This is a genomic window from Insulibacter thermoxylanivorax, assembly GCF_015472005.1.
Lineage (GTDB): Bacteria > Bacillota > Bacilli > Paenibacillales > DA-C8 > Insulibacter > Insulibacter thermoxylanivorax.
Genome location: NZ_BMAQ01000004.1, coordinates 115,017 through 130,541 on the forward strand (window position 1 = coordinate 115,017; position 15,525 = coordinate 130,541).

At 49.6% G+C, this 15,525-nt stretch carries 11 protein-coding genes and 1 pseudogene; 4 read left to right on the forward strand and 8 right to left on the reverse strand.

Annotated features, from left to right (window positions below; genetic code table 11):
* Positions 1-267: 267 nt before the first annotated feature.
* Positions 268-1,371, forward strand: a complete 1,104-nt coding sequence (locus PRECH8_RS02925) for a GntR family transcriptional regulator (RefSeq protein ID WP_200965615.1) — start codon at positions 268-270, stop codon at positions 1,369-1,371.
* A 110-nt stretch (positions 1,372-1,481) separates the two neighbouring features.
* Complete coding sequence (locus PRECH8_RS14365; protein WP_207161764.1) at positions 1,482-1,634, forward strand: hypothetical protein; 153 nt, start codon at positions 1,482-1,484, stop codon at positions 1,632-1,634.
* Positions 1,635-1,700: 66 nt separating this feature from the next.
* Here PRECH8_RS14365 and PRECH8_RS02930 read toward each other — a convergent pair whose 3' ends face one another.
* From PRECH8_RS02930 to PRECH8_RS02940, 3 genes and pseudogenes are all read right to left on the reverse strand, one after another.
* The gene (locus PRECH8_RS02930) at positions 1,701-2,525 is read right to left on the reverse strand and encodes a glycosyltransferase family 8 protein (protein ID WP_200965582.1); all 825 of its coding nucleotides are present in this window, start codon (positions 2,523-2,525) and stop codon (positions 1,701-1,703) included.
* Between the two features lie 305 nt (positions 2,526-2,830).
* Positions 2,831-2,963 (reverse strand): annotated as a pseudogene (locus PRECH8_RS14450) (hypothetical protein); the annotation flags it as partial.
* A gap of 187 nt (positions 2,964-3,150) precedes the next feature.
* Complete coding sequence (locus tag PRECH8_RS02940; RefSeq protein WP_200965583.1) at positions 3,151-4,035, reverse strand: LysR family transcriptional regulator; 885 nt, start codon at positions 4,033-4,035, stop codon at positions 3,151-3,153.
* 134 nt (positions 4,036-4,169) lie between these two features.
* On the opposite strand from PRECH8_RS02940, the gene PRECH8_RS02945 reads away from it, so the two are divergent.
* Both PRECH8_RS02945 and PRECH8_RS02950 read left to right on the forward strand, forming a co-directional pair.
* Entirely contained in the window at positions 4,170-5,159 is a 990-nt protein-coding gene (locus PRECH8_RS02945; RefSeq protein ID WP_200965584.1) for a DMT family transporter, read from the forward strand.
* A gap of 269 nt (positions 5,160-5,428) precedes the next feature.
* Positions 5,429-6,454 (forward strand): glycosyltransferase family 4 protein, encoded by a 1,026-nt coding sequence (locus tag PRECH8_RS02950; RefSeq protein WP_200965585.1) that lies wholly within the window; start codon positions 5,429-5,431, stop codon positions 6,452-6,454.
* Between the two features lie 241 nt (positions 6,455-6,695).
* Here the strand turns inward: PRECH8_RS02950 and PRECH8_RS02955 are convergent, their stop codons facing one another.
* Genes PRECH8_RS02955 through PRECH8_RS02970 form a run of 5 tightly spaced genes read right to left on the reverse strand, consistent with a single transcriptional unit; the run spans position 6,696 to position 15,056 of the window.
* Positions 6,696-8,045 (reverse strand): TIGR02679 family protein, encoded by a 1,350-nt coding sequence (locus PRECH8_RS02955; protein ID WP_200965586.1) that lies wholly within the window; start codon positions 8,043-8,045, stop codon positions 6,696-6,698.
* An 18-nt stretch (positions 8,046-8,063) separates the two neighbouring features.
* Positions 8,064-12,341 (reverse strand): TIGR02680 family protein, encoded by a 4,278-nt coding sequence (locus tag PRECH8_RS02960; RefSeq protein ID WP_200965587.1) that lies wholly within the window; start codon positions 12,339-12,341, stop codon positions 8,064-8,066.
* Positions 12,331-12,591: a DUF2398 family protein gene (locus PRECH8_RS14685; RefSeq protein WP_308808423.1), complete on the reverse strand. Its 261-nt coding sequence runs from the start codon at positions 12,589-12,591 to the stop codon at positions 12,331-12,333. The genes PRECH8_RS02960 and PRECH8_RS14685 overlap by 11 nt, the downstream gene beginning before the upstream one ends.
* Positions 12,584-13,531, reverse strand: a complete 948-nt coding sequence (locus PRECH8_RS02965) for a TIGR02678 family protein (RefSeq protein WP_308808424.1) — start codon at positions 13,529-13,531, stop codon at positions 12,584-12,586. The genes PRECH8_RS14685 and PRECH8_RS02965 overlap by 8 nt, the downstream gene beginning before the upstream one ends.
* A gap of 13 nt (positions 13,532-13,544) precedes the next feature.
* Positions 13,545-15,056 carry a TIGR02677 family protein gene (locus PRECH8_RS02970; RefSeq protein ID WP_200965588.1) on the reverse strand — a complete coding sequence of 504 codons (1,512 nt, stop codon included), beginning with the start codon at positions 15,054-15,056 and terminating at the stop codon, positions 13,545-13,547.
* Positions 15,057-15,525 lie beyond the last annotated feature (469 nt).

Genomic DNA, 15,525 nt, shown 5'->3' on the forward strand with positions numbered 1-15,525 from the left:
GGCAGCTTGATGCACTTGAGAATACGCTTTCTTCACTTAATTTAAGTATATTTTTTTGTACGTACCTTTGTCAATATACGAAGATAGTTATACTTACATTAACCGCTGGACTGATACGTTATTGTTCAACGAACAACGCAATCATGTGACATATATCGATAAAGATCAAACGTTTTCGACAATAACAGTCATTACATTTTCATTTTTTCAATTTCGTGCTAAAATGTACGTACAACTTTTTCGGATCAGATGAAAGAAGTGAACGAGATGAAACCTAAATATCAGATCATCATAGATGATATTAAGAGCAAGATCCTCTCAGGGCAGTATAAGATCGGCGAGCAGATTCCTACGGAATCCGCGCTGCAGGAGATGTACAAGGTCAGCCGTCAGACGGTCCGCAAGGCGATCCTTGAATTAGCCAATGAAGGCTTCGTCAGAAGCGAACAAGGATCCGGCACTTATGTGAGCGGCCATTACCGGTCGCGGGCGAACGGTAAGTCTTCCAGCCGGACGATCGGCGTGATCACCACCTATATCTCCGACTACATCTTCCCGTCGATCATCCGCGGCATCGAAAGCCGGCTGAATGAAGACAACTATTCCTTGCTGCTAGCAAGTACAAACAATGATGTCGCCCAGGAGAAAAAGGCGCTGGAGATGATGCTGTCCTACGGGGTGGAAGGACTCATCGTGGAGCCCACTCGAAGCAATGTATTCAATCCCAACATCGCTTATTACTTGGCATTCCAGGAACAGGAGATCCCCTTCGTCATGATCAATGCCTATTATGAGGAACTGGATGTGCCGTTCTTCTGCCTGGATGATGTCAAGTCCAGCTATCTAGCCACCCGTGAACTGATCTCCAGGGGGCATAAGGAGATTGGGATCATAGCCAAGATGGACGACCTGCAAGGGAAGTTCCGGATGAAAGGGTTTGTCCAAGCGCTCAGCGAAGCCAAGTTGACCTTCCGTCCAGAACATGTACTGACCTTCGACACCTTAACGAAGTCTGAGCTGTCCCGCAGCTTGGAGAATTTCCTGTCGCTCCATCGACATGAATTCACCGCCCTCGTATGTTACAACGATGAGGTGGGACTGGAAGTCGTCAACGTCTGCCGGAAACTCGGGATCGCCATTCCGGAAGAGTTGTCCATCGTCGGCCAGGACAATTCCTATATCGCCCAGAATGCGAACATCAAGCTCGCAACGCTCACCCATCCGCAGGAGCAGTTGGGACGGGACGCCGCCGACTGGATTATCAAACGTCTGCAAGGGAAGAAGGACCTCCCTATACACAACTATTATCAACCGGCATTCATCGAAGGAGAAACGATCAAAGCGATCCGCAGGATGGCAGATCAAACCTGACCATCCTGCAGGAACATTTTGCGCGAAGTATGAGCTGATTTGCAATTACACACGACCCTCGATACATTTTAATCGCACACGATTTAATCGAATGCGATATAAAGGAGGGGGTGCAGGACATGATCGCCCTTTGCAACTTGTCTCAAGATGAAGTTGAGCAGCTGATGAATCAGTTGAGGATGCTTAAAGACAAGCTTGAGCAAGCCAGAAGATTCTCCCAAGCCAGGCTGCAAGCCAAACTGCGCCTATCCGAGAACATATAAAAGCCCGCAAACCGGCCTATCGTGCATGCCTGCTTGCGGGTGCTGACGGCGGACGGAACGGCTGATCTATACCGCGTTCCTTAAAGCTTGCATCGCCATCTTCTCATAATGCTTATACAGCGCATGGAACCTTCCGCTGTAATCTTTCTTCCACGGTTTCTTCTTCCCGCAGAAATGAAGGAATACCGTATGATGAAGGATATAATCCATATCGCATTTGCCGTTCGTCTTGATCCGGTAGTAGTTGTAATACCTGGCATCATAATTGTACAACTTCTCATCCACGCTCTTGATATACTTTGAGTACAAGGCATTCAGAATATCCTGATCCGGCATGATCAACCTGGTGCGGTTCGTCTCCACGAACCGATAGATCTCCTGTTCCTCGATTCGTTCCCTTTGGAGAGCGAGATTCATGAGAAGCACGCCGGAATTGTAGTAGTTGCGGATCTCGTAAGGCATGAGGCGAATCCGGTTCAGCTCCTTCACCGAGATCTTGTCATGATAAGCTGCAGCATAGAGATAGCCTTCAAGATCCGTGTTATAGAATTCCCTTACAGGATTAAGAACCAGCATATCGGGATCCAGATACAGGATCCGATCCAGCTCTTCGGGCAGGAGTTTGAAGGCCAGCAAGCGGTAATACATCTCCTTCGTGTAATGGAGCAGGACCGGTGCGTCTGCGAAAACATAATCCTCCACGTTCACCACTTCAAGCTGTCCTTCATGTCGATGGATGTATTCCTGCAAACGACGGATCTCGTCCTCCGGGATCGACGAGTGCATGAGGTAGATCGTAAAGTATTCGCCGGGGTTGTTGTAAAACAGGGACTTCAGCATCACCAGCAGCGGTTTAAGATAATGGGCATTCAACGTTACCAGAATATTCATACCATCCCTCTTTCGAATCCTTCTTCACAGCGGACTCTACTACTTAGAATATAGTGCTAAGGAACGTAAAATGCAACAAACACGCGGGTCCTGCTACATGAATCCGTAGTACCAAGCACCACACAGCCAACGGCTTGGGCCGCAGTCATCAGCGCATCCTCATCGATATCGAACGCCTTGGATCCCCAGCTTCAGATACGCCCTTCCCGCCATAGAATAACCGCTGCGGTAAGCGACCACCCCAGCAGGATCCGTGGGCAGCAGATGAACGCCGAACCTTGGATCACTCGGCCAATGGTCAGCAGAATGCCTAGTTCCTCCTGCACCGCAGGGTACGATATTCACCATCGCTTGGGCAAACAGCCAGAATGTGATCACACCGAACACGATCCCGATGATCATCTTGTTGGTACCTTTATATTCAGCAGCACTCCCCATCTCTGGGCCTCCATATCCGTATTTTTGGTTCGAAAATCGCGTTTAGTATTCCTGAGTGAGTATCTTTTTTATGAATGAGCAAAAAATAAAGGACCTGCATCGTTTGATTACAAGGAGATCCTTCATCCCTTCTGAGATTGTCTTTCGCTGTTCACAAAAGACTTGATCTATTTAGAGTGTCAGGCCTTTACAGAGCAGCCGCCAAATTCTCCATCGGGATCGTCCTGTGTACCTCGATCGTCTCGATGAATTTCTCCATCGTTGTTGTCAGATAAGCATCGGCTCTCCGGATAAACACCGTTTTGATCTTGCTGTAACGTTCCGGCAGCGTGAAACCCTTGATCTTGCCGCTTTCCATGAGGTGGGCAACCGCCGACTTCGGAACGAAGGTCACCCCTAATCCCATGAGCACGCTTTGCAAGATCGTCTCCAATGTGCCGAATTCCAACACCTTCTGCGGTTCGATGTTCTGATCGCGGTACCACGTTTCCAGACGGGCGCGATATTTGCAGCCCTCGCTAAAACACAGGAAAGGCCTCTCCTTCGCTTCCTCAAGAGATTCCGTGTTTGCATCCGCAATCAGGATCAACTCTTCGCTGAATACTTCATGAGATTCCAGGTCGGGGTGAAAATCCGTCTCTGTCACAAAGGCGCCGTCTAACTTATGCTGCAGCACGTCTTGTTCCAGAGTTTTGGTGACACCGGTATACAGGGAAAGATCGACATTTTGATACTTCATCATAAAATTCGACAGGATCACCGGGAGATGGATGACCGTCTCCACAGCGCCGATATCCAGCTTCCCCGCCGGCTCCTCTCTATTCTGTACCGCCTTCTTCATCTCATCAGCCAGCTGCAGCAATCGTTTGCTGTATGCGAGCAGCTTCTTCCCCTCTGGAGTTAAGATCATCCCCCGGCGGTGCCGATGAAACAGCGGTGTATTCAGCTCTTGTTCAAGTTTCTGAATGCGCATCGTAATATTGGACTGCACATAATTAAGCTCCTTAGCGACTTCCGAGATCTTCCCCTTCTCTGCCACCATCTGAAAGATCTCCAAATCTTTAAACTCCATAAGGCACCTCCCTATCAATTCGGCACCTCTATGATATCAGAAAAATTGATGTTTATGATTATTTTTATTCATTTTACAAGATGGCAAAAATATCAGAAGATAAATAGTGATCTTTATCATGGAGGTGGACATTCGTGGGTAATCGCGTATTATTCGGAGCATTTCTTTGTTTCATCGCTGCAGTATCTTGGGGAGCTATGTTTCCAGTCGCCCACGCAGCCTTTCGTTATATCGATCCCTTCTGCTTGACGATTATTCGCTATGGCGCTGTGTCGCTGCTATTGGTTCCATTGCTTTGGTGGAAAGAAGGCCGACAGGCGTTCCGTTTGGAAGGCCGCGGACTGACACTGTGGTTTTACGGCACGATGGCTTTTACCGTGTATAATCTCCTCATCTTCTGGGGGGAAGATCTCTTAGGTGAGCCGGGGATCATGGTCGCCTCCATCATGGAGTCCCTGATGCCGATGATCTCCGTTGTCATCGGATGGTTCATCTTCAGGAAACGAGCACATGCCTTCACCATGATCTGTGTACTCATCTCCTTCGCAGGAGCGGTATCCGTTATTACCAAAGGCGATATCCAAGCCTTCCTCGGAGCAGCGGGACAGATCATTCCTTCGATCCTGATCTTGATCGCGGTGATCGGCTGGGTGATCTATACGAACGGGAGCGAGAAGTTCAGCGATTGGTCGGCTTTGCGTTATTCTACACTGACCTGCCTGATGGGCACGGCCACAGCGATCGTCATCACCATCATCACGACGCTGATCGGTTATACGCCGGCCCCCACGATCGACGGGTTAATCGCTGCAAGTCCGCATCTCCTGTTTATGATTATCTTCCCGGGGATCATCGCACTCCTGGGCTGGAACGTGGGCGTGAGCATCCTGTCGCCGCTTAACGGACTGTTGTTCATTAATTTCGTACCGGTCACCACGCTGGTAATCTCCATCTTCCAAGGGTATGAAGTGACGGCCTGCGATGTGATCGGCACCATCTTGATCATCCTGTCGCTGGTATCGAACTATCTTTACCTAAGTCGATCGGATCGCAGCTTATCGGTGAAAACAACTTCGGAATCAACCGTCAAGCCGGTTCAAACTTTACGTGAACAAACCTTATAAAAGGATGGTTATGATGCCGGCTTTATGCCGTCATGATTACCATCATGGATAGGAACCTGAACTTACGCCTTTCTCATCCGATAGCACATCGATCGGGAGGGCGCTTTGAGCGTATATATGACCTGCTATCAGCGTGGATTCGCCGCTGGCAAGAGATCTAGTTAATGATATAGTTAATAATGGGGACCGCAGCTGTCCGCTGATCCACTGATCCGACCGTTGATCTGTCCGTCAATCATGCTAACAACTAATACAGACGAGGTGATCATATGAGAATCGGCATCTTGGCACCCATCGCTTGGCGCACTCCGCCTCGCAAATACGGACCTTGGGAGCAAGTATGCGCCAACTTGGCTGACGGTCTGGCGGCGCGGGGACATGAGGTTTATCTGTTCGCTACCGGGGACTCATTGACCAAGGCGAATCTCCTCTCCGTCTGTCCCGCTCCGCTGGGGGAGAATCCAGACCTGCCCTCCCGGCCGTGGGAGTTGATGCATATCGGATATGCTCTCAAGAAGGCAGACGAATTGGAATTAGATGTGCTGCACAATCATATGAATTACCTGCCGCTGCCCTTCGCGCGTCTCATCCGCACGCCGGTTGTAACGACCTTGCACGGTGCAGCTTTATTGGAAGCTGATTCGCGGATGACGTATCGGCATTACGCCGACCTTCCTTATATCTCGATCAGTTATGCCGAGCGGGAAGGCTGCCCCGAACTGAATTATATCGCGAACGTCTATAACGGCATTCGGCTCGATCAATTCGATTATGTTGAAGATGAAGGACACCACTTGCTGTTCATCGGCCGTATCTGCGCAGATAAGGGGGCCGACCTGGCCGTTGAGTTTGCCCGTCGTACAGGCCTGCCGCTGGTGATCGCGGGAATCATATCGGACCAAGCGTTCTTCGATGAGAAGATTCGCCCGTGGATCGACGACAAACAGATCCGTTTCGTCGGCGAAGTCGGGCCGGAGGAACGCAACCGATTGATGGGAGAGGCCTTGGCGCTGCTGCATCTCATTCGCGCTCCTGAGCCCTTCGGTTTGGTGATGGCCGAGGCGATGGCATGCGGAACCCCGGTAATCGGCATCGGACGCGGCTCTGTGCCGGAAGTCGTCGAGCACGGGGTCACCGGTTTCGTAGCCGCCGATCTGGATGAAGCGGCGACGTTCGCCGATCGCTTGCCGGACATCAACAGAAAGGCCTGCCGTGAGCGCGTCGAGCAGCACTTTACCCTGGAACGCATGGTGGAAGGATATGAACAGGCCTTTGCGAAGCTGATTGATGCTTAAGGCCGTGACAAGACATCCGAACCCTAGCCCCTTCACGGGGCTGACTCATAGAGAAAAATAAGTACGGAAGTAAACTGCCTCATTCTTACTAAGTGCAAAGGCAGTTTACTTTTTATCTAGAATGTAAGGATGATCGTGACAAATTAGATCAATAAGCCTACGAAAAGTTCATTCCTCTAGTACATCCTTTTATATCCACTGGCGCCATGTTTGCGACAATATAACTGTTTATCTTGATCTCTCATCCATACGCTTGAATATCGTTTATAAGATCATCGATCAGTTGTTCTTGATAACCAACTTTACGTTGTTGCAGCATGCGTTCCTTCACTGGGAGCAACTGAGGATCTTCAATGGATTGCAACTGTTTGTACCTGCTGTCAGTAAGACTCACATCCGACAGACATCTTTCATAATCTGCAATGTTGAATCGCCACAACTTTAAATGATTGGGATAACGCCTCCGGAGTCTCTGAGCCATAAGAAGACCTTCGGGATCAAAATCACCTGAATAATAGAATTCATATCCCTCCTCAGCCAGCTTATCAAGCAGATGCCATGCCGCGATATGCAGCTGTCCTCCTGTACAGATCAGCGGCACGGAACGCCCCATTCTTTGAGCCCGATCGAGGAGGTCGGAGAAGACACCTGAATTTTCTACGATATAGACCTTACGAGAAACAGCCCCCTCTAATCTGTTAAGATCATCATACACAACGAAGCGATCCGCCAACACTAACTCCCTCAGAGGAATATGCAGGACCGCCCGATCACGAGCAGCTTGCTCCCACCAAGTCACACAGTTCTCCCCGCGAACGGCAACAATGCCGCTACAGGTGACAAAATTCAGAATATCATCCCGAAGGATTCGATATTCATACAGCAGTTCGGTTGCTTCTTCTGCATGAAGAGGTAGCTCCGGTTGATACTCAGCATCCTTCTCCTGCTTCAAAAACACGAGTGCTTGCATCAGCAGTTTCCCTTCTTCGCGCTCCCGATCGAAGGTATGCGGATCCCGCGTTACACGAGCCGCATAGATCGGCAAGCGCTCATAAGCATCCATCGGCAACTCAGCGATCGCCCGCAGCACGACATCCAGTGCCTGACGCAACCGCTCCGGATCTGATTCGAACCACCGCACCAGATGGCGCGTACCCGCACCGCGCTCAGCCAGATGGCGGATCCACCTGGCACCTGCTTCATTGCCATGTTTCAAACAGCCTGCATGAAGTTCGTCCATCATGTTATCCCAAGCGCTGTAGAATCGAGCTCGTTCTTCGCGTTTCGGGATCAGCGGTTTGTCCAGGACCTGTTGCAGCATAGCGAGTACATCGATTCCCTGAAACTTGCTGTCCTCAATCGCTTTGGAGAACTGTGCATAGGTTACCGTAACAGATTTTCTTCCCGTGAGATCTTTGCTTAGCAGAAGCCCGATGGCCTCCCGTTCCACATCCGTTAATCCATTGATCCTCACGCTGCCGCCCAACCTGCCCAGGCTGCGATACTTATCCGCTAAGCCCTGTAACAACCGCCGATAACCTCTATCTGCAAAAAACAAAACAGCTTCCCGCAGTCGTTCTTCCTGCCCCATATGCACCTCTCTCCTGCATCAATCTTTGCCATCTCCGTCAATATGCATATCTTGTTCCATCCTCTCCATCGCAGCGGCAGCTTCAAGCTGTGCATCCTGCAGCGGCTTCCTCTCTATGCCGTTCCAATAGTATCGAACAACCGTTACATATGGTGCATTCTTAGGACGTATTAGTTCACAGATCGATAGAGCAGATACCGTATCATAATCACCCCACAGCGCCTGTGAATTCATAATGTAGTTAAACCCAAGCTTCTCCACCAAGTCGAACATATCACGGATGTTGTTCTCATCGACGCCGGCGAAGGCTTCGTCCAGTGAGATGATATAAGGGGCATCATCACGCGCTTCCATATATCGTGAGTAAGCAGCACAGAACAGCGGGATATACATCGCCATCGCCTTCTCGCCGCCGCTTAATGTATAGAAAACATGGTTCGTCAACTCTTTCCTTGATTCACCTTGACGTCTGTAATATAAGGTAAATGAAAACCATTTGCGGTAATCCAGCATATCTCGGATCACCTGATGAAGGGTTTCTCCATAGGCGTTGTCTTCGATCAGCTCCTTCGCCTGATTCACCTTCGATCGGAAATGCCGCGTGATTCTCTGCATATCCTCATCCCTAAGCAGACGTGCATCCGTTCGGAGCAGCTTCACCAAATCTTCCGTGTCCATCTCCTCTTCGCGTTCGGCGGTTTTGGGCTTCCACCTGATCGAAAACTTTAGTCCGCTTGATGTATCCCGCTCAGCCATCAATCCGTTGATCTGTTCCACCCAGCGTTCCGCACGGCCGATGCGGGCACGGATCATCCGTCCGACGCTGTTAAAGATAATCTCTTCGAACAGCTCTCTGTCCTTCTCTTGCAAGTATAACTTCTGCCGTTCGATATCTTGCTCAAGTTGGTTCTTCATATAGTACGGGCTTACCTTTTTGCCCTCATATTCCATATAGATGTATACCCGCCGCGATTTTTGCTGCCACTCCTCATACAGGATCCGATAGGTGTCCGGCACTTCATTCAAACCTTCTGGTTGTGTCTGTATATCCGAACTGTCCATCATCATACGATACTCGATCAACACCCGTTGTGCTTCGTAGAATGCAGCCGTCAATTGATTGGTCAGCCTTTCGCGATCCGTATCACTCATCTGCCGCTCTGCCCAAGTACGTGCTCTCTCCAACAATGTCTCTTGTTCGACATAGACATCTCCAGAACCATACCCAGAGGCATCCCCAACCTCACCATCTGCTGTTTGACTAGAAGGTGCAAGATGATCCTCCGCCCCTTGCCCAGGCAGAAACCTAAGCCTTTCTTCCTCCTGATAACTTTGCTGCCACAGTTTAAGAAGATGCTCAGCTAATGCCATCTCTCGGCTGAGTCCTGCCGCTTGTTCTTGCAGATGCTCCAATTCCTTCTGCGCAGATGCAAGCTGACCCGTGCAATCATTAATCTGGTCAGGAAGCACCTTCAAGCGTCTAAGTACTTCTTCAATCCGCTTGCGGATCTCTTCTACGCCCATATCCTGAAGAAGCTTGTCCAGCACATCCATCGAGGATCGGCATGCAGCCAACTGGTCCTCCAGTACACGGCATTCACCCTTGAGCTGATCCACGTCGAACTGCACCTCTTCGCGATGCTCCTCGATTTGCGCATACTGCTTGTGCAAGTTACTATAGTTATTGCTCAACAGTTCAAGCGTATTCAGATTTGATATATAAGTTTTCATCAAACGGTAAGCTTCTTCGTAGACTTCTTCCTTTATCTCTAATGAGATATGGCGGGTCAACTCCACCAGCTCAGCTCGGATCGCCTGCAAACGACTCGCCGCTTCTCTCACTTGCTCATGCTTGCGGCCGGCCTCCTGTTCGTAGACAAGAACCTGACGCTGTGCCGTCTTCCAGAGGTCATAAGCATCCTCGACCGGTTTGATGGAAGGAAATCTTCGAAGTTCTTCCTCCAACATCTGCATACGTGCCTGTTCTTCATGCAGTGCCGTTCGCACTTGTTGCTGCTCCTGAAGTAGAGCTGCACACTCTTCCTGCAGCCGCTCAATCTGCTGCTGGCGGTATCTGCGACGGGCGACCCGGCCGATGAATCTTGCTTCTCTCTGAAACGGCGCATGTCCGCGGATCAGACCGATCTGATAACGCCCAGTCTCATCTATTGAGACCGCTCCTTCCGCATCCTCGGTGAGCGTAATGCTCATCAGGATATTCGTGATGTCTTCGCCGGATACTGCACACTGTTCGTCAGTTGCCGGTTCCAGCCAGTCAGCCAGCGTATGGCCGAACAGCTTCGGCTGCGGACGCAGGATCCGATCATTTTCTGGATGAATCTGCATCTGCATCTTCTCAGGGATGATAAGTGCATCCAAAATCCCCATAGCAGACAGAGCTGCCTCTAATCGCTCCTTGTCTGCATCGTCTACATGATCTGCGAACTCAACGGCAGCAAAGAACGGCACATACGGAATCCCCCGCTCCGTCAACCGTCTTCTCGTCTCCTCAGTATCAGGATGACGCTCCGGTTCGGGATCTTTTTTCTCCTTCCAATCGTTCAACTCCGATTGTTTCCTTAAGAGCTCTATCTCCAGATTCTCAATCTTTTGCATCAAGTTCGCAATTCTTTCGGCTATATCTCTCTGGATCCACTGATAAGCTTGTCTCGCCGGCTCGAGCAATTGATCAGCGGTGTAATCCTCGATCAAACGATTGATTCGACGCGCGGTTTCATGCAGCTGTTCATCGCTTAATTTCAGACAGCGGTTAGTACTATGCCAATCATGCAGCGCAGTCAACAAACCCTCGCGCTCTTCCTCGAAGAGCGTGCGCCACTTCTCCATCTCTGCAGCATACATATCCAGCTGTCTGCGAACTTCGGCAAGTTCATTGTCATACTCCTTATAACGCTCCAGCGCCCGCGTCTGTTCACGAAGTTTACGCAGCGTTCCCTCGAGACGATCCATATATTGATTCGCATCCTGTTTCCATACTAGAAACGAATAGCCTTCTTCTCGGCTGCGCAGCCATTCCGCTCTGGCAATTGCATGTGCATCGAACATCGCCTCCGCCGCATCGAAGTCGAGCAACTCTGCCCGCTCATCCATGCTTTTCTCACATTCGGATATTTCCCGCTCCAGATTTTGCAGCTGCTGGACCATCTCTCTTTCCCGTTTTTTCTTCTGGGCCAGTAATTGTTCTTTCTGCTGCAACTCCTGTCTATATCGAGCGTACTGCTCCTTCAACTGCAGCAGTTCCCGCTCCCGTTTAAACACATCTTGGCTTTCCAACTGTACATACTCTTGTTCTAAGACCTTCTGCTCCTGTTTCAACTGACTGATCTCCAACGTCAAAGCCTCACTGCGTTGGCTAAGCTCCGTCATGTACTCAAGTATCTTATCGCTTGTAGCCTTCAACTGTTCCACACGGGTATAAGCGGCGATATAAGCTCCTGCTTTTTCACTCAGCACAAATTCATTGTATTGATCATATTGCTTGCACAATCTGGTGACGGCTTTCTCATCGCGGATCAATTGATCCAGCTGTTGTTTCGTCTGATCCATATGTTCGATCGTATCGGACAATGGACGAAGCTCGTCATCCGTCAGTGCGGGAAGGGCATCATTTAGGATCTCATAGATGACCGTCGGCTTGAATTCCCTCGATAGCTTAGGACTGCGAAGCTGGATCAACAGTTTCATAAGTTCATCATATGCTTCAAGTGTCTCGAACCCAAAAACATGCTTGTTGACCAGCGCCATATATTCACGCTGCGTAGTCACAACCTGTCCGCCCTGCTCCAGACGATTTTCCAATTGTTTGCGAGACAGCGGGATCTTCTCGGCTTGCCCCGTCTCGGGATTGATCTCTGTCGTATAAAGCTTAATATGATGGCCGATTCGCCGATTATCCGTGATCACGAAACCCCAGAAGTCGAGGTTCCCATGCCGTTTAGCCCTAAGTCCGATGCCCGTGGTAATATATTGCTCGCTGTTTTTCCTTTTGTATTCCAGATACAAATAGCCTGTCCGTTCATCGCGATCGACGACTTCTTTCTCACCCAACAGATAATCTTCCATGCGCCTTGCTTTGGAACCAAACGGATCGAGCCGGTCCGGCGACTTCCGCCCATCGAGCAGTACGGTAATCAGACTCTGCATCGTCACCGATTTTCCTGAACCATTCGCACCGCGCAGGAGAAGTTTACCGTCCGCAAATTCGAACTCCTCTTCATCGTAATACCAAAAGTTCAACAACCCCGCACGGTGTAGCTGCCAGCGATTATGCTTCATACTCATCGTTCCCCCTTTCATCCTCTCTTACAAAAAATTCCCGCGGATAACGGCCTATCGTACGTACTAGATGCGGGTACAGGATGACCATCCCCGTCTCCTCATCCACATCGGCCATCTTCCATTCCTTCCAGAGGGCGATCAGCTCTCTCGCTATTTCCTGTGCAGAAGTGTCGGTACGATATTGCTTGCTCCACCCTGCTCCATATAACGCTTTGCACGCCTGTACGCGTTGCTCAATCTCATACATACTGAGGGTGATCTGGTCCCGCCCCCCCCGTCGTTACCCTTCCGCTCAGCACATCAGCCCGCAGCTGCTCAGCGAATTGCAGTGATATATCACTAATCGCCCGCTGATCGGGATACATATCCTGCCGAAGTCCCCGTTCCATGCGGGTAAGCATGGCCGTATTTCGATACAGCTCGAATTGATAATTCGTATGTTTCTCAATATCTTCGCGAATTCGGTTGCGGTATGTTCGCAAGTACAGAAAGTCGACATCGTCGTCGGATTTTCTCAGCATAGCCGGCGTTAGGAACAACTGTCTATATACGCGGTGCCTGCGCCGCATCCCGGTCTGCTCATCGCTGTCATCTGTATGTTCCGCTTCCAGCAGTTCTTCTAACGTGCTGTATTGGAACAGATCTTTGGGATACGTGCGCATAAAATATCGGGAATATATCGGTACTTCATACAAGACCTCGCTTGTCTCCGCGTAACGAAACTGTTCAATATCTCCGTCCACTGTCAAGACCAGCTTCAATGACGCGGCAAACCGCATCACCCGGACCAGCGATTTGCGATGCTCATAATGGGTCCAGTCCAGCTCATCTGGATACAGACTTTTCAGCTCTTCACAAAGATCCGACAGCAGGAATTGTTCATCCACCGACTTCATCTCGATGAATGCCAGCAGACAGCAAAACAACGCATAATCGCGCGGATCTGTAAATTCCTGAATGCCCATCCAAGTCTCCGGCACCGCAGGGATCTTCTCTAATTTGGCAAAATACCGATGGACGATGAGCCGGTAACCCAGCTTCTCCCTAAAATACAGCGTCAATGCCTGTTCTCGCTCTCGAATCATGCGATATCGATCCGGGTCATCTTCGCGAAGTACCCAGAAATTCTCCAACAGCCATTCCGCTGCTTCCTTCGCTTGCTCATCATATAAGTTCTGTGAAGACAACAGCCGCACCCCCTTATTCTAAGAACATGATCAAATAATTCGGCATACGCATGATACCGTCGGACGATGCCAGTTCGATCATCTCATCATCCAGCAAGATCAGTTTGAATTTGCGGCCACTCTCCGTTTTCGCCGTACCGTCCTCTTGGCCGCTCGCTCTGGTCATCCACTGCAACAAAGTTTTGCGCACGTAGGGATCGACTGCTGGCAATTCACTAAGGCGGATCCGATCATTGCGAGTGATCTGTTCGATCAGCTTTCTCTCCGCTTCTCTCATCAATAGATGCTGCTGCAGCATCTGTTGCTTGGCAGCTGACCGGTCCTCGATCGCGCTTGGCTTAGTGCGCTCGCGATAGTGTCTAGTACGAGGCTTGATCGTGAGTACAGCAGGCGGCTCATGCCATAAGTCAGCGTCAATATCCTCTGTACGCCCAGGATCAGTATATAGATGCCTTGTATGGAAGACGCCAAAGACGCAAGCAGACAGCTTATGCGCCTCCTCCATGCTTAAGTTTAAGAACCACCCGGCGAGGTGAAGATAATCTTTGCGGCGGCTGCGCATATTTTGATACCGCTCTCCAAGCCTTTGAGCAAAACGCGTCATCTTCCGAATCGTCTCGTTCGTCTCATTCTGCATATACAGCAATTCACTGTCATTGCCGTTTACGCCGAGAAACCAATAACGAAGACTGTTCCACTGCGCCTTGAGCCGGGTTATGATCTCTTCCTTGTCGATCTTCTCGTCTAAGCGCGGAATACTCATCTGATAATCCGCTACGCGCTCCACAGTCCGCTCGAGCCACTGGTCGTCCACATGCAGAAGGATCGATTCAATCCTGAGTGAAGACTTCTGCAAAGCCGCCATAAAATTGCGCAGATAGGCCATCAAAGCTTCTTTGTACAACAGGAAATCTTCCGTCTGCATGAGATCTTCGATCTTCTCACTCTTTAAGTAAGCAAGATAGTCCGCCGCATTCTCCGTTAACTTGCGAAATTGATCGAACAGGTCCTCCCATAGCAAGTTCACTTCTTCGAGTGGCATCGTCTCTACACGGTAGAGCTGTTCATTCTCAGCGCGGAATGGACTTGTGTCTCTGGTCGTCAGTTCGCCAAGCAGCTGCAACAGACGGTCGAACAACGTCCGCTCCAGTGACCCGCCGAAGGACTCTCCCAGCTGCTCCAACTGATGGACCATTCGCTCGATTTCGACCGTATAAGGGCTGCATTGATAACGGAACTTCTTACGTTTGAATTCCTCGATCGAGGAAACTCTGCCCGTCTCTTGGCGAGGTATTAAGTTACCCCAAGCAACCAATCGTTGCAGATCTTGCTCCAGCATATCTTCTGTATAAGACTGAAATGCTCCAAATTGTTTCAAATAGCTGTAAACTTCCTCAGGGAACAGATAATGCCGTAATCGTTCATGCTGCCGATAGAAAAATCGCAAAATGGCCCGATATCGCCACGTGTTTTCAGTATTGAGATAGGTTATTTCCGGGATCGGCTTTAATAACTGTTCATCCACTTTAATTCACATCCGTGATCCTTATTTCTCTTCATTCTATCATTAATGTCGATAATTAGAATATACTTGAATAAATTAGCATTCGCATTAATTGTTCTATCCATCCATTCAGACAACAATCTTACCTGCAGATGCTAACGGAACTGTGATTCGCTATTCCCCCTGAAAATGCCCAATCTCAAATTCTAACGGAACGCTGGTTCGCTATCTGCTCTAAAACAAAGGCTTTCGAACGAATCCCAAAGAAATAACGTACCCGCGTTCCGTTACAAAAAATAATCGCCGATAATCGGCGAATAAGGGATCACAGTTCCGTTACAATCGTCAGCGCACACGGTCCAACAGCCATCCGATATTTAAGCCAGTCCTTCACTCAACATCCTTCACTCAACAAGTACTTATATCACTTACGAGTATAATACGATGTGTTAAAATTCCCCCGTTGCTGTTCTCTCCTCTGTTTGGAATG